The following is a 16,303-nucleotide window of genomic DNA, read 5'->3' as shown; positions in this document are numbered from 1 at the left end:
TTGGCGCATTGGGTATGCGCAATAGCGATGAGCCGCAGAGGAGTTGGTCCGATGCAGAGGCCGATGGAGGGCGTGCGGGTGCTCGAGGTCGCCCAGTTCACCTTCGTCCCGGCGGCGGGTGCCGTGCTCGCGGACTGGGGCGCCGACGTGATCAAGATCGAGCACGCCGAACGCGGCGACGCACAGCGCGGACTGGTCCGGGTGCTCGGCTACGAGGCCGCGAGCGAGGGGTCGTCGTTCTTCCCGATCATGGAGGGGCCCAACCGCGGGAAACGCAGCGTCGGCCTCGCCCTGGAGAAGCCGTCCGCGCGCCGCGTGCTGGAGGAGCTGATCCGGACCAGCGACGTGTTCCTCACGAACTTCCTGCCGGCGGCACGGGCGAAGCTGCGGATCGACGTGGAGGACGTGCGGGCGGTCAACCCCGACATCGTCTACGTCCGCGGCAGCGGCTTCGGCGCCCGTGGGGACGAGGCCGGCAAGGGCGGCTACGACAGCACCGCCTTCTGGGCACGCGGCGGCAGCGCCGCCGGCGTCACCCCGCCCGGCGCGGACCGGATGACGCGGATGCCCGCGGGCGCCTACGGCGACTCGATGGGCGGCATGGCGCTCGCCGGAGGCATCGCCGCCGCTCTCTACTCCCGTGCCACGACCGGTGAACCGTCCGTGGTGGACGTGTCGTTGGTCGGCGTCGGCGCCTGGGCGACGCAGTTCACGGTCAACCTCGCGCTGATGACCGGCGGCCCGCTCCCGGTGAACACCCCGCCCCGGCACGGCTCGGCCACCAATCCGCTCATCGGGGCCTACCGCACCGCGGACGGCCGCTGGATCGAGCTGTCGATGCTGCAACCCGGCCGGTACTGGGCGGAGTTCTGCAAGCTGGCCGGACGCGAGGAACTGAGCGGCGACGAACGCTTCGACAGCACCGAGAAGCTGATGGCCAACGCGGCCGCGGCCGCCGGGATCGTCGCCGGCCTCGTCGCGGCCCGCCCCTTCGCGGAGTGGGTCGAGATCCTCTCCCGGGGGGAGGGCCAGTGGGCGGCCGTGCAGAACGCCTGGGAGGTCGGCCAGGATCCCGCCCTGCGCGCCAACGGCCTGATCGCCCCCGTCGTGGACGCCGACGGGGTCGACCGTGAACTCGTCGCGAGCCCGGTCCAGTTCGACGAGACGCCGGCCGGTCTCACCCGGGCGCCCCAGTTCGCGGAGCACACCGACGAGGTCCTGCGCTCGCTCGGCCTCACCGAGGACGAGCTGATCGCGCTCAAGATCGACGGTGCGGCGACGTGACGGACGGACCCGAGGTACGACGGAAGGAGCCGTGATGCGTACGACGCCCGAACCGGACGGAACCCACGACGGTCTGCCCGCCTATCACTTCGACAACCGGCTCGGCGGCCCGGTCCTCAGTCACCAGGAGCGCTGGGACGAGATGGCCGGCGCCCACCGTGGGTTCCGCAGCACCGTCGCCCGCGGCTACTGGGTCGTCACGGACGGCCCGCAGGTGCAGCAGGCGCTCCAGGACTGGCGGACCTTCTCCAACAGGTCGGTGACCGCGCTCGAGGCGGACCCGAAGTTCCTGTGGATCCCCGAGATGCTGGACCCGCCCGTGCACAACGTGTGGCGCCGCCTGCTCGGCCGCTACTTCTCCCCGAGTACCGTCGCCGCCCGGGAACCGGAGGTCCGCCGGGTCGCGGCGGAGATGATCGAGGCCCTGGAGGGCCGCGACGGCGCCGACGTGCTCGACGCGTTCGCACGCCGCTTCCCCACCGTGATCTTCATGCGTCTGATGGGCCTGCCGGAGGAGGATCTGCCCGTCTTCCTCGCGTGGACCCACGCGCTGCTGCACCTGTCCCACGCCGAGGACCCGGACGGCGCACGGCAACTGGCCGCCATGCGGGAGGTGTCCGCGTACTTCGAGGAACAGATCGCCCTGCGCCGTAGGACGCCGCGCGACGACCTGCTGTCCCACGCCATGACCTGGACGATCGACGGCGAGCCGATCGGCGACCGGGACATGCACGCCTTCTGCGTCCTGATGTTCCAGGCGGGCTTCGACACGGTCCCGATCTCCATCGGCTGGGCGCTGTACCACTTCGCCACGCACCCGGAGCAGCGGGCCGAGATCCTCGCCGACCCCTCGCTCGTCCCCACCGCGGTGGAGGAGATCCTCCGCGTCTACTCGTTCGTCGTCCCGGCACGCAAGGCGACGCGGGACGTCGAGATCGGCGGCTGTCCGGTCAAGGCCGGCGAGATGGTGATGCTCCCGCTGGCGGTCACCAACCGCGATCCCGGGCGGTACGACCACCCGCTGGAGGTGGACCTGCACCGCAGGGCCACCAACCACATCGCGTTCGGCTCGGGCCCGCACCGCTGCCTGGGCTCGCATCTCGCCCGCCTCGAACTCAACGTGGCGGTGGAGGAATGGCACCGGCGCATCCCCGACTACCGGGTCGCACCGGGCCAGGAGCTCTGGCAGCACGGCAACATGTACGGCATCACGTCGCTGCGGCTGCAGTGGTGAGGGGCCGGCCATGACGCATCCCCTCCGCGCGGCGGATCTCTACCACACCGGCATCGTCGTTTCGGACATCGACGCCTGGAAGGCCCGGATGGGCGAGGTCGCCGGCCACCGGTGGACCCGGACCATGTCCGCCGAGCTGCCGGTCCGGCTCGCGGACGGCGACCGGGTGCTGAACCTCCGCTACGCGTACTCGCTGGACGCCCCGCACCTCGAACTCGTGCAGGAGATCCCCGGGACGCCGTGGACCGCGTCCGAGCACACCGCGACGCACCACCTGGGCTACTTCTGCGACGACCTCGCGACGACGTCGCACCGGCTGGCGGAGTCCGGCTTCGCCCTGGAGGCCTGCGCGGTGACCGACGGGACACCGTCGGTCTTCGCCTACCACCTGGCCCCCTCCGGGCTCCGGATCGAGATCGTGGACCGTGCCCGGATGCCCGACTTCTCCGCCTACCTGCGGTCGAAGACGCCCGAGTGACTGCCGAGGACGCGAAAGACGTGGCACCGACCCTCACCTCCACCCCCGGCTCCACCTCCACCCCCGTCTCCACCTTCACCGACGAGCACGAAGAGCTCCGCTCCACCCTGCGCCGCTTCCTCGCGGACAAGGCGCCGAGCGAGGCGGTACGCCGGGCGATGGAGTCCGAGCAGGGCCACGACCCGGCGCTCTGGCGACAGATGGCCGGCCAACTCGGCCTGCACGCCATCGCGTTGCCTCAGGAGCACGGCGGCTTCGGCGGCGGTCCCGTCGAGTTGGGGATCGTCCTGGAGGAACTCGGCCGGGTCCTGCTGCCCTCGCCGTACTTCGCCACCGTGGCCCTGGCCGGACAGGCCCTCGCCGCGTCCGGCGACGACACGGCGAAGGCGCGCTGGCTGCCCGCGATCGCCGACGGTTCGCTGACCGGCACGCTGGCGCTGGCCGAGGAGAGCGGATCGTGGAACCTCGCGGACGTGACTGCCGAGGCCGTGCACGGCGACGGCGCCTGGCGGGTCCTCGGCACGAAGATGTTCGTCGTGGACGGCCACAGCGCCGACCTGGTCCTCGTCGTGGCCCGCGCCGGCACGGGCCCCGCGCTGTTCGCCGTCGACGGGGCCGCGCCCGGGGTGACCCGTACCCGCCTGGAGACGCTCGACCCGACCCGACGGCTCGCGCGGATCGACCTCGACGGCGCCCCGGCGCTGCGGGTCGGACCGCCGGGCGACGCCACCGGGTATCTGCGCCGGGTGCTCGACCTCGCGGCCGTGGCACTGGCCGCCGAGCAGGTCGGCGGGGCGCGGGCGTGTCTGGAGGCGGCGGTCGAGTACGCCGGGACGCGGGTGCAGTTCGGCCGCCCCATCGGGTCGTTCCAGGCCGTCAAGCACAAGTGCGCCGACATGCTGCTGAAGGTCGAGGCCGCGCGGTCGGCTGCGTACCACGCGATGTCCATGGCGGCCGTGGCGACGGGGGCGGCCGTGGCGACCGGGGCACCGGGCGGACCGCCGGCGCCCGCGACGGCCGGGAGCACGGACGGACTGCCCGTCTGCGCCGCGCTCGCCGCCGCGTACTGCGCCGACGCCTTCACCCACGTGGCCAAGGAGAACATCCAGATCCACGGCGGCATCGGCTACACGTGGGAGCACGACGCGCACCTCCAGCTGAGGCGCGCGAAGTCGTCCGAGCAGCTCTTCGGAAGCCCGGCGACGCACCGCGCTCGGCTGGCCGACCTGGTCGGGATCTCCGTGGCCACGGCGACGAAAGGCTGATCACGTGGGAATTCGCGACCGCCTGTCCCGGCTGCTGGCCGAGGCCGCCGCCGACGCCGAGGCGATCGAGTACGACGGGCAGTGGTGGACCTGGGGGCAGGTCCAGCGGACCGCGCGGCAGCTCGTCGGGGAACTCGACGCGGTGGGCGCGCAGAACGGCGCCCGCGTCGGCGTCGTCCTGGAGAACCGGCCCGAGCACGTCGCCGTGGTCGCCGCGGTGATCGCCTCCGGGCGCTGCCTGGTGATGCTGAGCCCGCTCCAGCCCGCCGCCCGGCTCGCCGCCGACATCGCCCGCTGTGAGCTGCCCGTGGTCGTCTCCGGCGCCGAACCCCTCGCCCGCGAGGGCGTCCTTGCGGCGGTGACCGCCCGGGGCGCGGCCCTGGAGCTGGGCACGGACGGCACCCCGCGGCCGGCGGGCGGCACGGCGCCCGCCGGGGCGCCCGCCCACCCCGGTGTCGCCGTGGAGATGCTCACCTCCGGCACCACCGGGCCCCCCAAACGCGTCCCGCTGCGCATCGGCCAGCTCGACCAGGCGCTGGTCTCCGGCGGGCAGACCCCGAAGCCCGAGAGGCTGCTGTCGCGGTCGGCGTCGCTCGTGGCCACCCCGCTCGTGCACATCGGCGGGCTGTGGCGGGCGCTCGCCGCTCTCGCGACCGGGCGCCGCATGCTGCTGCTGCCCAGGTTCGCCGTCGAACCATGGGTGAGCGCCGTGGAACGGCACGAGCTGAGGGCGGCGAGCCTGGTGCCGGCCGCCCTGCGCGCGGTACTCGACGCGCAGGTGCCGAAGGAACGGCTGGCGAGCCTCCAGGTCGTCACCTCGGGGACGGCACCCTGCCCGGCCGAACTCGCCGACGCCTTCTTCCGCGCCTACGGCATCCCCGTCCTGATGACCTACGGGGCGACCGAGTTCGCCGGAGCGGTGGCCGGCTGGACGCTGCCGCTGCACCAGCGGTGGTGGCGGCGCAAGGCGGGCAGCGCCGGGCGCGCCCTGGCCGGGGTCGAGCTGCGGGTGACCGGCGAGGACGGAGCCGAACTCCCGGTCGGCGGGACGGGACGCCTGGAGGTCAGGACCGAGCAGAGCACCCGGGGCGGCCGGACGTGGGTGCGCACCAGCGATCTCGCCCGGATCGACGCGGACCGGTTCGTCTGGATCGAGGGACGCGCGGACGACGCCATCATCCGCGGCGGCTTCAAGGTGCAGCCCGAGACGGTCCGACGCGTACTGGAGTCGCATCCGGCCGTACGGGAGGCGGCCGTGGCGGGACTGCCGGACCCGCGACTGGGCGAGGTGCCGGTCGCGGCCGTCGAGGTCGAGCCGGACCGGCCCGCCCCGGACGCCGCCGAACTCGTCGCCCACTGCCGCGACCGGCTCACCCCGTACGAGGTGCCGGCCCACATAGTCGTCCTCGACGCACTGCCCCGCACCCCGTCGAGCAAGGTCAGCCGGGTGGAGCTGCTGGAGCTCGTGCGCGGTCGGCTGGCCCGGCACAGCCGCCTCCAGGAGGACCGGAAATGACCACCACCGAGCAGTTCGGCGTACTGACCGACGAGGCGGTCCAGCGCTCCCGCCGCCGCCTCGGCGTTCCCCAGCCCCAGCGCAACCCCCCGCACAACTACGAGGTGACCCGGGACGGCGTACGGCACTTCGCGTACGGCTACGGCGACGACAACCCCCTCTACGGAGACCCGGAGTACGCGGCCACGACCCGCTGGGGCTCGCTCGTCGCACCGCCCGCCTTCCTGTACACGATGGGGGAGGACGCCGCCCCGGCGCCGGACGCCGAGACCCGGGCGCTGCTCAAGGGCGACCCGTTCGCCGGACTCGGTTCCTACCAGGCGGTGATGGAGTTCGAGTGGTGGCGTCCCCTCCGGCTCGGCGACCGGTGCAGGGTGCTGCAGACCCAGGTGGGCGTGCATCTCAAGCCCAGCAGCTTCGGCGGGCGCACCGCACATGTGGTCCGCGACTACCTCTACGCCAACGGGCACGGCGAGATGCACGCCCTGCGGCGGGGCACCTGGATCAACGCCGAACGGCACACCTCGAGGACGAGGGCCAAGGAGCGACTCGTCCAGGAGCCCTACACCCCCGCACAACTCGCCGGGATCGACGCGGCGTACGCGGCCGAGAGCCGGCGCGGCGCCCGTCCCCGCCACTGGGAGGACGTCGAGATCGGCGAGGAGCTCCAGCCCCGGGTGAAGGGGCCGCTGACCACCACCGACGTGGTCGTGTGGCATCTGGGCTGGGGCATGCAGCTCACCCCGCCCGGGGCGTTCGGGATCGCCGCGAAGGTCCGGCGCAAGGCGCCCGGCCTCTATCCGCCGAACCCGCTGAACGTCCCCGACACCGTGCAGCGGCTGCACTGGGAGCCGGAGCGGGCGCGGGAGCTGGGCCTGCCGGGCTCCTACGACTACGGCGGCATGCGCGAGACCTGGCTGTGCCATCTGCTCACCGACTGGATCGGCGACGACGGCTGGCTGTGGAGACTGCGCTGCGAGCACCGCAGGTTCAACTACCTGGGCGACACCACCTGGGTGCGGGGCACCGTCGTCGACAAACGGCAGGCGGCCGGGCGGGCCGAGGTGCACATCGAGGTGCGCTGCGAGAACCAGCGGGGCGAGATCACCACCCCCGGTACGGCCGTCGTCCTGCTGCCGACCCGCGACCGTGCCGTCGAACTGCCGGCGCCGCCCGCCGACGACCTGGACGGCATGGTCGCCCATGAACTGGCCCGATTCGCCGTCACCGGCGATCCGTTGCACGATTCGAGGAGGTAGGCGTGTCGGACGAGGTGCTGGTGGAGCGCCGTGGCGCGGTCCAGGTCATCACGATCAACCGCCCGGCGGTGAAGAACGCGCTGGACGCCGGGGTGGCCGCAGGAGTCGCGGCCGCGGTGGACGAGCTCGACGAGTCGGACGAGCTGCGGGCCGGCGTGCTCACGGGGGCGGGCGGCACGTTCTCGGCCGGGATGGACCTCAAGGCGTGGCTGCGGGGCGAGACGCCCGCGATCGAGGGGCGCGGCCTGTGCGGGATCAGCATGACGCCGCCGCGCAAGCCGCTGATCGCCGCGGTGGAGGGCTGGGCCCTGGCCGGCGGCTTCGAACTGCTGCTGGCCTGCGACCTGGTGGTCGCCTCGCGCACCGCCCGGCTCGGGGTGCCGGAGGTGACCCGGTCGCTGGTCGCGCGGGCGGGTGCCGCGCTCCATCTGCCCCGCCGGATCCCGTACGCGATCGCCCTGGAACTGCTGCTCACGGGTGCACCGATCGACGCCGAACGAGCCGCCGCGCACGGCCTGGTCAACCGGCTCACCGACGAGGGCGGCGCACTCGACGGCGCTCTCGAACTCGCCGCGGCCGTCGCCGCGAACGGTCCGCTGGCGGTCGCGGCGACCAAACAGATCGCCCGCTCCACCGCCGACTGGACGCTGGACGAGGCCTGGGACAGGCAGTTCGACCTCGCCGAGCCGGTGTTCCGGTCGCAGGACGCCCGTGAAGGGGCGGCGGCGTTCGCCGAGAAGCGGGCGCCGGTCTGGAAGGGACGCTGACCATGACGGCAGGACCGCTCGCCGGCTGCCGGGTCGTCGAACTCGGCGCCATCGGACCGGCCCCGTTCGCCGGCATGCTCCTCGCCGACCTCGGGGCGGAGGTCGTCCGGGTGGACCGGCCCCCGCGGGCGGACGAACCGGACGGGGGCGGGCCGGCTGACGTGCTGGGCCGGGGCAAACGGTCGGTCGTGCTCGACCTGAAGGACCCGGCCGCGACCGCCGCGCTGCTGCGCCTCGTCGAGCGGGCCGACGCGCTGATCGAGGGGTTCCGGCCCGGCGTCACCGAACGCCTGGGCATCGGACCGCACGACTGCCTGGCCCGCAACCGCCGCCTGGTCTACGGCCGGATGACCGGCTGGGGGCAGGAAGGACCGCTCGCCGCGTCGGCCGGACACGACATCACCTACATCGCGCTGACCGGCGCGCTCGGCGCCATCGGGGAGGCGGGCGGCCCGCCGCGGATCCCGCTGAACCTCGTCGGCGACTTCGGGGGCGGCGGCTGCTACCTCGTGATCGGCGTACTCGCCGCCCTGCACGCCGCCGCCCGCACCGGTCGCGGCCAGGTCGTCGACGCGGCCGTCGTCGACGGCACCGCACACCTCCTCGCCAGCACCTTCGGCAAGCTCGGGCGCGACGAGTGGAGCGACGAACGGGGCGTCAACCGGTTCGACGGCGGCTGGCCCTTCTACGCCGTGTACGCGACGAAGGACGGCCGCCACATCGCCGTCGGGGCACTGGAGCGCAAGTTCTACCGAAGCCTGGTCGAACTGCTCGACCTGGGAGTGGACCCGGACCGGCAGCACGAGCGGTCGACCTGGCCGCGGCTGCGCCGGCTGCTGACGCGACGCTTCGCGGAGCGCACCCGGGACGAGTGGGCGGAGCTGTTCGAGGGCACCGACGCCTGCGTGGCACCCGTCCTGAGCCTCACCGAGGCGGCCGCCCATCCTCATCTCGCCGCGCGGGGCAGCCTCTTCGCCCGCGACGGAGTGGTCCAGCCCGCCGCCGCGCCCCGGTTCTCGGCGACCCCGTCGAGCGCGGGCCGCGCGGCACCGGCCCTCGGCGCCGACACCGCGGCCGTGTTCCTGGACTGGGGAGTCGACCCCGCCGTGCGGTTCTCCGACTGACCTGAAGGAGCTCTCATGCGAGACGCCGTCATCGTCGACGCCGTGCGCACCCCGATCGGCAAGCGCAACGGCTCGCTCGCCCCGGTGCACGCGGCGGATCTGTCGGCCCGGGTGCTGAACGCCCTCGTCGAGCGCACCGGTGTGGACCCCGGCACGGTGGACGACGTGGTCTGGGGCTGTGTGACCCAGATCGGCGACCAGTCCAGCAACGTCGGCCGGTCCGCGGTGCTCGCCGCCGGCTGGCCCGAACACGTCCCGGCCGTCACGGTCAACCGGGCCTGCGGCTCCGGCCAGCAGGCGGTCGACCAGGCCGCCCACGCCGTCATGTCCGGCCAGTACGACCTCGTGGTCGCGGGCGGTGTGGAGACGATGAGCCGGGTGCCGCTCGGCTCGCACCGCACCACGGGACAGCCGTACGGGCCCGGCGTCCTCGCCCGCTACGACGGTGTCGAGTTCAACCAGGGCATCGGCGCCGAACTGATCGCCGAGCGCTGGGGGCTGACCCGCACCCGGCTCGACGAGTTCGCCGCCGGGTCGCACGCGAAGGCCGCCGCCGCGATCGACGCGGGCGTCTTCGACGACCACATCGTGCCGGTCGACGTCGACGGCGTGAAGTTCGCCGTGGACGAGGGGCTGCGGCGGGGGACGTCGGTCGAGACGCTGGCGAGGCTCGAGCCGGCGTTCAAGGAGGACGGCGTGATCCACGCCGGGAACGCCTCCCAGATCTCCGACGGCGCGGCCGCCCTGCTCGTCACCACCGCGGAACGGGCCCGCGAACTCGGACTCGTCCCGATCGCCCGCTACCACAGCGGAGCGGTCAGCGGCGCGGACCCGATCACGATGCTGCTCGGCCCGATCCCCGCCACCGAGAAGGTGCTGCGCCGCTCCGGGCTGACCCTCGCCGACATCGGCGTGTACGAGGTCAACGAGGCGTTCGCACCGGTGCCGTTGGCCTGGCTGGCCGAGACCGGCGCCGACCCCGGGCGGCTCAACCCGCTGGGCGGGGCGATCGGGGTCGGCCACCCGCTCGGCGGCTCCGGTGCCATCCTGATGACCCGGCTGCTGGCCCGGATGCGGCACGAGGACCTGCGCTACGGGCTCCAGACCATGTGCGAGGGCGGCGGCACCGCCAACGCCACGGTCATCGAGCTGCTGCGATGACCGCCGTCGAACGACCGCTGCCCCAACCCACCTTCGCCAGCGCCGGGTTCTGGCGTTCGGGAGCCGACGGAGTGCTGCGCGTCTCCCACTGCGGGGCCTGCGCACGGTACTTCCATCCGCCGCTGCCGGTCTGCCCGTCCTGTCGCGGCCGTGACGTGGGCCTCGCCCCGGTCTCGGGCCGGGCCGTGGTGGTGGGGTTCAGCGTCAACCACCAGACCTGGCTGCCGGAGTTCCCGCCGCCGTACGTCGTCGCCGTGGTCGCCCTCGCCGAGGACGACCGGGCGCGTCTGACCACCGGCCTCGTGGGCTGCGATCAGGACGAGGTACGCGTCGGGATGCGGGTCCGGGTGCGCTTCGAGCGGCTGGAGGAGGACGTGTACGCCCCCCTGTTCGAGCCGGACCCGGAGACCGAGGCCGCCGAGGGCCCCGGTCCGCTGCCCGAGCCACGCGACGTCCGCGCCTCCGTGCGCCCGATGGCCTCACCCCGGAAGTACGAGGACCGGGTGGCGCTGACCGGCGTGGGGCAGTCACGCGTGGGCCGGCGCCTCATGGTCGACCCGCTGTCCCTGACGGTCGACGCGTGCCTGGCCGCGGTCGCCGACGCGGGCCTGGACCCCGAGGAGATCGACGGGCTCTCCACCTACCCGGGACCGAGCCCCGACGGCATGAGCGAAGGCGGCGTCACCGCGCTGGCCGAAGCCCTGCAACTGCGCCCCACCTGGGTCAACGGCGCCAAAGAGGTGCCGGGCCAGATCGGCTCGATCACCGCCGGCATGCTGGCGGTCGCCGCCGGGCTGTGCCGGCACGTGCTCTGCTTCCGCACGGTGTGGGAGTCCTCGCACGGCGCGCTGCTGCGCTCGGGGCAGTGGCGTGCCGGCGGCGGCCGCGCCACGGGCATGTTCGAGTTCCGGGCGCCCTTCGGGGCCATGTCCGCGGCCCAGTGGATCGGGTGCAACGCCTCGCACTACATGCACCGTTACGGCGTCGGCCGCGAGGCCCTCGGCGCCATCGCCGTCACCGCGCGGGCGAACGCGACCCGCAATCCGGAGGCCCTGCACCGCGACCCGATGACGCTCGACGACTACTACGGCGCCCGCATGATCACGACCCCGTTCGGCCTCTACGACTGCGACGTCCCCTGTGACGGCGCGGTGGCCGTCGTCGTGTCGGCGATCGAGACGGCGTACGACCGCCCCCGGCCGCCCGTCCTGGTCGAGTCGGTCGGCACGGCCGTGCTGGAGCGGCTCAGCTGGGACCAGGACACCCTGACCCATCTGCCGCAGTCGGGCGGCCCCTCCGCACACCTGTGGACCCGCACCGGCCTCACCCCCGCCGACGTCGACGTGGCCCTGCTCTACGACGGGTTCACCTTCAACGCCCTGTCCTGGATCGAGGGCCTCGGCTTCTGCGGGCCGGGCGAGGCGACGGACTTCATCGCCGGTGGCAAGACCATCGCCCCTGACGGCGGCCTCCCGCTCAACCCGCACGGCGGCCAGCTCTCGGCGGGCCGGCTGCACGGCTACGGCTTCGTCCGCGAGGCCATGCTGCAACTGCGCGGCGAAGCGCGCGGACGCCAGGTCGAGGGTGCCCGGGTGGCGGTGGTCACGGCGGGCGGGGGAGTGCCGTCGGGGGCGATGCTGCTGAGAAGGGCGGAGTAGGCGCCGGGGCTCACTCCTCTCGCGGGGCGCCGGATCACCAGGTCTCGCGGGGCGCCGGTCACCAGGTGACGGGCAGTTCGTAGATGCCGTACGCCTGCGAGTCCTCCTTGAACCTCAGCTCCGAGACGTCGACCGCGAGCCGCAGGGACGGCATCCGGCGGAACAGGGTGCTGAACACCACGTGCAGTTCGATGCGGGCCAACTGCTGTCCGACGCACTGGTGGGGACCCCGGCCGAACGCGTGGTGATGCGAGGCGGTGCGGGTGAGGTCCGGTCTCGCCGGCTCGGGGAACGCCCGCGGATCCCAGTCGGCCGCAGGCAGCGAGCGATGACGCCCTCGCCCGCCCGGAGGGTCTCGCCTTCGATCTCGATGTCGGTGCGTTCAATCCGCGGGGCGAGGTTCCCGCGGCAGCCCCAGCCCCCGTTCGGCGACCTGGTTGCGCAGCACCTCGTTCGCGCCGCCCGCGATCGTGTACGCACGCGAGTACAGGTGCGCGTCCTGCCACCAGCCGTCCGCCACCGCCTCCGGGTCGTCCTCGGTGAGCAGCCCGTCCGTGCCCTGCAGACGCAGCCCGAAGTCGGCCAGGTCGTGATGGAGCTCGCTGAAGAAGATCTTGCCCAGCAGGGCGTCCTCGGGCCGCTCCGTGCCGTGCGCCACCCTCGACTGCGCGAGGCCGGTCAGCGCGGCGTTCACCCGCACCCTCGCGGCGAGCTCCCCGATCGCCTGCCGGGTGGCGGAGTCGTCGAACGGGGGCCGGCCGCCGACCCGGGTCTCCTGTGCCAGCCGCACCAAATCGTCCAGCACGGCGGAGAGCTCGGCGCCGCGCGCGGCCACGCCGGACCGCTCACGGCCCAGGCTGCTCGTCGCCACCCGCCAGCCGTCGTTCACCCGGCCGATCACCTGGGCGGCCGGGATCCGGACACCGTCGAGGAAGACCTCGTTGAAGTCGGTGGTCCCGGTGATCTCGCGCAACGGCCGCACCTCGACGCCGGGGCTGCGCATGTCGAGTGCGAACGCCGTGATGCCCCGGTGCTTCGGGGCGTCGGCGTCGGTGCGCGCGAGGAGGTAACCCATGTCCGCGTACTGGCCGTTGGTCGTCCACACCTTCTGGCCGTCGACGACGAACACCGCGTCGTCGCCCGCGCCCTCGCGGCGGGCGCGGGTGCGCAGCGCCGCCAGGTCGCTGCCCGCCTCCGGCTCGCTGAACAGCTGGCACCACACGTCCTCGCAGGTGCGGATGCGGGGCAGGAAGCGCGCCCGCTGTGCGTCGGTGCCGAAGTCGAGGAGGGCCGCCGAGGCGAGCGAGGACGCCCCGACGGGCGGCCAGGTGCCGGCGCGGGCGATCTCCTCGGCGACGACGGACGGTTCGAGCGGGTGGGCGTCGGGCCGGCCGCCGTACTCGGCGGGCCAGTCGATGCCGAGGAGGCCCGCCTCGTACAGTTTCGCGGTCCACTCCCGGACCGCCGGCATCAGCGCCGGCTCGGGTGCGCGCACCCCGGAGTGTGTCTTGGCGCCGGGCGCGTGCTCCGCCACGAAGGCGCGCACCTTCCCGCGGAACGCCTCTAGTTCGAGTGTGGGTTCCAGTCGCATCGCCGCCGACTCCTTGGTCCTCATCGGTCCTCGTGGGTCCTCACGCAAGCGATCTCGAAATGAGGGTACTCTAACCGAGTCATCGACTCGGTTGTCTGGGTCAGGCGGCTGAATCAGTACCCCGATCCCGGTGCTGGGCGCCCGACCGGCCGGTACGTCCTCCGTCCTGGTGGCCAATAGACTGGGGATCCGCAAATGTCCCCTCAGAGGAGTAGGCCCATGGCGACTGCCGTCGACCGCGAGCCCGCCGACGGCGAGACCGGCATCCCGGTCGGCAAGCTGGCCGCCCAGACCGCGCAGCGCATCGAGGCGACCGTCATCCGCCAGGGCTGGCCCGTCGGTGAGTCGCTGGGCTCCGAGGTGGACCTGCGGGAGCGGCTCGGGGTCAGCCGCGCGGTGCTGCGCGAGGCGGTACGGCTGGTCGAGCACCACCAGGTCGCCCGGATGCGGCGCGGCCCGGGCGGCGGCCTGATCGTCTGCGCGCCCGACGCGGGACCGGCGACCCGGGCCATGGTGATCTACCTGGAGTACGTCGGCACCAGCGTCACGGACCTGCTCCGGGCCCGACAGCTCCTCGAACCGATCGCCGCCGGGCTCGCCGCCGACCGCATCACGGAAGAGGGCATCGCCACGCTCCGGGCGACGCTCGACTCCGAGCGCGGCCACTGGGACGACCCGTCGGTCCACTCGCAGGACCCGCTCCACCCGGTACTCGGCCGGCTCTCGGGAAACCCGGTGCTGCACCTGTTCATCGACGTGCTCACCCGGCTGACCGCCCGGTACGCGCACACCTCCCGACGGATCTCCAGGGCGGAGATGCACGCGGCGAAGGAGACCTCGCACCGTGAGCACCGCGCCGTCGTGGACGCCGTCGTCGCCGACGACGGCGCACGCGCGCAGACCGAACTCACCGCGCATCTGGAGTCGGTGGCCGCCTGGATCGAGAAGCACCGGGTGCGGCGCGGGCAGCGGATCTCGGGCAACGTGGTCGAGCCCGAACTGGCCGAGGGCCCACGGGCCAAGCTCGCCGAAGTGGTGGCCGCCCGGATCCACGACGACATCGCCGCGCGGGGCTGGCAGATCGGCATGGTCCTCGGCTCGGAGGCGGATCTGCTGGCCCGCTACGAGATCAGCCGGGCCGTCCTGCGGGAGGCGGTGCGGCTGCTGGAGTACCACCAGGTCGCCCGGATGCGCCGTGGGCCGGGCGGCGGACTGATCGTGACCGCGCCCGAGCCGCAGGCCAGCATCGACACGATGGCGCTCTTCCTCGAGTACCAGGGCGTCACGGCCGACGACCTGCGGATCGTCCGCAACGCCATCGAGCTCGGCATCGTCGCCCGGGTGACCGCCCGGCACGCCGAGGGCGACCCGGAGGTCGCCGAGCGCCTCGCGAAGGCGGTCCGGTGGGCCACCGAGGGCCCGGCCGGCGATCTGCGCAAGGCCGACCTGTTCCACTCCGAACTGGCGGCCCTGGCCGACAATCCGGTGCTCTCGCTCTTCCTCGCCATCATCACCGAGCTGTTCCGCCGGCACGCCTCGGGCCATGACAGGCCGCTGCCCGGAGACACCGCGGCCGACGAGGTCCGGCATGTCCACCAGCGCATCCTCGACGCGATCGTCCAGGGTGACGCGGGGGTCGCCCGTCACCGGATGCGCCGTCACCTGGACGCGCTCATCCCCTGGTGGCACTGATTTAGTGACACTGATTACCGACGCCCCATGCTCTCTGCCCTGAGCATGGGGCGTTTCCCTGTTCCCAGGGCACCCAATTACGTATACTGAATAGGGTCAACGGCCGAAGGAGATCCGATGCGCCGGACCCTGTTCGAACAGGACCACGAGGACTTCCGTCTCCTGGTCCGTGACTACCTCGCCCGCGACGTGCTCCCGGTGTACGAGGACTGGCGGCGCGCCGCACTCGTCCCCCGTGAGCTGTTCACCTCGATGGGCAGGCTCGGCATCCTCGGCACGGCCATCCCCGAGGAGTACGGCGGGGGCGGCCGGGACGACTACCGCTTCAACGTCGTCATCCAGGAGGAGTGCGCCCGCGCCGGCGTCACACTCGGCGGCCTGCGCACCCATCTCGACGTGGTCGTCCCGTACTTCACGGGCCTCGCCGACGCCGGGCAGCGGGCCCGCTGGTTCCCGGGGCTGGCCTCGGGCGAGCTGTACACCGCGATCGCGATGAGCGAACCGGGCGCGGGCTCCGACCTCGCCGGCATCACGACCCGGGCGGTGCGCGACGGCGACCACTACACCCTGGCCGGCGCCAAGACCTTCATCACCGGCGGCCACCACGCCGACCTGGTGATCGTCGTGGCCCGCACCGCCCGCGACCCGGACGACCGGCGCGCCGGTCTGTCCCTCCTGGTGGTGGAGAAGGGCATGCCCGGGTTCACGGTCGGGCGCAGGCTGGAGAAGATCGGCCTGCCGGTCCAGGACACCGTGGAGCTGTTCTTCGACGACGTCCGGGTCCCCGCCGCCGACCTGCTGGGCGCGGAGGGCGCCGCCTTCACCCACCTCGGCCGCAACCTGGCCCAGGAACGGCTGGCCATCGCGGTCGGCGCCGTCGCCCAGACCCGCGCCGCGATCGACCTGACCCTCGCCTACGTCCGCGACCGGACGGTGTTCGGCAGGCCGGTCGCCCACTTCCAGAACACGAAGTTCGAACTCGCCGCCATGTCCACCGAGCTGGAGGCCGCCCAGACCCTGCTGGACGCGGCGGTCACGGCGCTGGTGGCCGGCGAACTCGCTCCGGCCGACGCGGCCCGGACCAAGCTGTTCTGCACCGAGACACAGGGCCGCGTCGTCGACCGCTGTCTCCAACTGCACGGCGGCTACGGCTACCTCCTCGAGTCCCCGATCGCCCGGCTGTACGCCGACGCCCGGGTGTCCCGCATCCACGGCGGGACCAGCGAGGTCCTGAAGACCATCATCGGCAAGTCCCTGGGCCTGTGAGGAGATCC

The 16,303-nt window shown here is 73.2% G+C and carries 14 protein-coding genes and 1 pseudogene; 12 read left to right on the top strand and 3 right to left on the bottom strand.

Annotated features, from left to right (window positions below):
• Positions 1–51 precede the first annotated feature (51 nt).
• From ACFWBD_RS04220 to ACFWBD_RS04175, 10 genes are read left to right on the top strand one after another with little or no spacing between them, the layout of a single operon-like run.
• Complete coding sequence (locus ACFWBD_RS04220; RefSeq protein ID WP_385662372.1) at positions 52–1,284, top strand: CaiB/BaiF CoA transferase family protein; 1,233 nt, start codon at positions 52–54, stop codon at positions 1,282–1,284.
• Positions 1,285–1,318: 34 nt separating this feature from the next.
• Entirely contained in the window at positions 1,319–2,518 is a 1,200-nt protein-coding gene (locus ACFWBD_RS04215) for a cytochrome P450 (protein WP_385662369.1), read from the top strand.
• Positions 2,519–2,528: 10 nt separating this feature from the next.
• The gene (locus ACFWBD_RS04210; protein WP_385662366.1) at positions 2,529–2,996 is read left to right on the top strand and encodes a VOC family protein; all 468 of its coding nucleotides are present in this window, start codon (positions 2,529–2,531) and stop codon (positions 2,994–2,996) included.
• A 20-nt stretch (positions 2,997–3,016) separates the two neighbouring features.
• Positions 3,017–4,261, top strand: a complete 1,245-nt coding sequence (locus ACFWBD_RS04205) for an acyl-CoA dehydrogenase family protein (RefSeq protein ID WP_385662364.1) — start codon at positions 3,017–3,019, stop codon at positions 4,259–4,261.
• Positions 4,262–4,265: 4 nt separating this feature from the next.
• Positions 4,266–5,777 carry a class I adenylate-forming enzyme family protein gene (locus ACFWBD_RS04200; protein WP_385662361.1) on the top strand — a complete coding sequence of 504 codons (1,512 nt, stop codon included), beginning with the start codon at positions 4,266–4,268 and terminating at the stop codon, positions 5,775–5,777.
• Positions 5,774–7,036, top strand: coding sequence for a MaoC family dehydratase N-terminal domain-containing protein (locus ACFWBD_RS04195; protein WP_385662358.1), 1,263 nt, complete (start codon positions 5,774–5,776; stop codon positions 7,034–7,036). Before ACFWBD_RS04200 ends, ACFWBD_RS04195 begins: the two co-directional genes overlap by 4 nt.
• Positions 7,037–7,038: 2 nt before the next feature.
• A complete protein-coding gene (locus ACFWBD_RS04190; protein WP_385662355.1) occupies positions 7,039–7,803 on the top strand; it encodes a crotonase/enoyl-CoA hydratase family protein in 765 nt (254 codons plus the stop codon).
• Between the two features lie 2 nt (positions 7,804–7,805).
• Positions 7,806–8,927, top strand: coding sequence for a CaiB/BaiF CoA transferase family protein (locus ACFWBD_RS04185; protein WP_385662353.1), 1,122 nt, complete (start codon positions 7,806–7,808; stop codon positions 8,925–8,927).
• A 15-nt stretch (positions 8,928–8,942) separates the two neighbouring features.
• The gene (locus tag ACFWBD_RS04180) at positions 8,943–10,088 is read left to right on the top strand and encodes a thiolase family protein (RefSeq protein WP_385662350.1); all 1,146 of its coding nucleotides are present in this window, start codon (positions 8,943–8,945) and stop codon (positions 10,086–10,088) included.
• The gene (locus ACFWBD_RS04175; RefSeq protein ID WP_385662347.1) at positions 10,085–11,746 is read left to right on the top strand and encodes an OB-fold domain-containing protein; all 1,662 of its coding nucleotides are present in this window, start codon (positions 10,085–10,087) and stop codon (positions 11,744–11,746) included. The genes ACFWBD_RS04180 and ACFWBD_RS04175 overlap by 4 nt, the downstream gene beginning before the upstream one ends.
• 58 nt (positions 11,747–11,804) lie before the next feature.
• Here ACFWBD_RS04175 and ACFWBD_RS04170 read toward each other — a convergent pair whose 3' ends face one another.
• The 3 genes and pseudogenes from ACFWBD_RS04170 to ACFWBD_RS04160 all read right to left on the bottom strand — a co-directional run bounded on the left by ACFWBD_RS04170 (position 11,805) and on the right by ACFWBD_RS04160 (position 13,337).
• Positions 11,805–11,948, bottom strand: a complete 144-nt coding sequence (locus ACFWBD_RS04170) for a hypothetical protein (protein WP_385662344.1) — start codon at positions 11,946–11,948, stop codon at positions 11,805–11,807.
• Between the two features lie 3 nt (positions 11,949–11,951).
• Positions 11,952–12,068, bottom strand: a pseudogene (locus ACFWBD_RS04165) (hypothetical protein); the annotation flags it as partial.
• 60 nt (positions 12,069–12,128) lie between these two features.
• Complete coding sequence (locus tag ACFWBD_RS04160; RefSeq protein ID WP_385662341.1) at positions 12,129–13,337, bottom strand: acyl-CoA dehydrogenase family protein; 1,209 nt, start codon at positions 13,335–13,337, stop codon at positions 12,129–12,131.
• A gap of 219 nt (positions 13,338–13,556) precedes the next feature.
• On the opposite strand from ACFWBD_RS04160, the gene ACFWBD_RS04155 reads away from it, so the two are divergent.
• Both ACFWBD_RS04155 and ACFWBD_RS04150 read left to right on the top strand, forming a co-directional pair.
• On the top strand, positions 13,557–15,029 hold the full coding sequence (locus ACFWBD_RS04155; protein WP_385662338.1) for a FadR/GntR family transcriptional regulator: 1,473 nt from the start codon (positions 13,557–13,559) through the stop codon (positions 15,027–15,029).
• Between the two features lie 117 nt (positions 15,030–15,146).
• Positions 15,147–16,295 carry an acyl-CoA dehydrogenase family protein gene (locus ACFWBD_RS04150; RefSeq protein ID WP_385662335.1) on the top strand — a complete coding sequence of 383 codons (1,149 nt, stop codon included), beginning with the start codon at positions 15,147–15,149 and terminating at the stop codon, positions 16,293–16,295.
• Positions 16,296–16,303: the final 8 nt, after the last annotated feature.

The organism is Streptomyces sp. NPDC060002 (assembly GCF_042737245.1).
Classification (GTDB): domain Bacteria; phylum Actinomycetota; class Actinomycetes; order Streptomycetales; family Streptomycetaceae; genus Streptomyces.
The sequence above is the reverse complement of the archived record's forward strand: the minus strand, read 5'-3'. Positions and strand labels throughout refer to the sequence as shown.

Excerpts from the sequence above, each read along its gene's own strand:
- ACFWBD_RS04215 (WP_385662369.1), top strand. The coding sequence starts at position 1,319 with ATGCGTACGACGCCCGAACCGGACGGAACCCACGACGGTCTGCCCGCC.
- ACFWBD_RS04195 (WP_385662358.1), top strand. The coding sequence starts at position 5,774 with ATGACCACCACCGAGCAGTTCGGCGTACTGACCGACGAGGCGGTCCAG.
- ACFWBD_RS04220 (WP_385662372.1), top strand. The coding sequence starts at position 52 with ATGCAGAGGCCGATGGAGGGCGTGCGGGTGCTCGAGGTCGCCCAGTTC.
- ACFWBD_RS04150 (WP_385662335.1), top strand. The coding sequence starts at position 15,147 with ATGCGCCGGACCCTGTTCGAACAGGACCACGAGGACTTCCGTCTCCTG.
- ACFWBD_RS04185 (WP_385662353.1), top strand. The coding sequence starts at position 7,806 with ATGACGGCAGGACCGCTCGCCGGCTGCCGGGTCGTCGAACTCGGCGCC.
- ACFWBD_RS04155 (WP_385662338.1), top strand. The coding sequence starts at position 13,557 with ATGGCGACTGCCGTCGACCGCGAGCCCGCCGACGGCGAGACCGGCATC.
- ACFWBD_RS04175 (WP_385662347.1), top strand. The coding sequence starts at position 10,085 with ATGACCGCCGTCGAACGACCGCTGCCCCAACCCACCTTCGCCAGCGCC.
- ACFWBD_RS04160 (WP_385662341.1), bottom strand. The coding sequence starts at position 13,337 with ATGCGACTGGAACCCACACTCGAACTAGAGGCGTTCCGCGGGAAGGTG.
- ACFWBD_RS04210 (WP_385662366.1), top strand. The coding sequence starts at position 2,529 with ATGACGCATCCCCTCCGCGCGGCGGATCTCTACCACACCGGCATCGTC.
- ACFWBD_RS04180 (WP_385662350.1), top strand. The coding sequence starts at position 8,943 with ATGCGAGACGCCGTCATCGTCGACGCCGTGCGCACCCCGATCGGCAAG.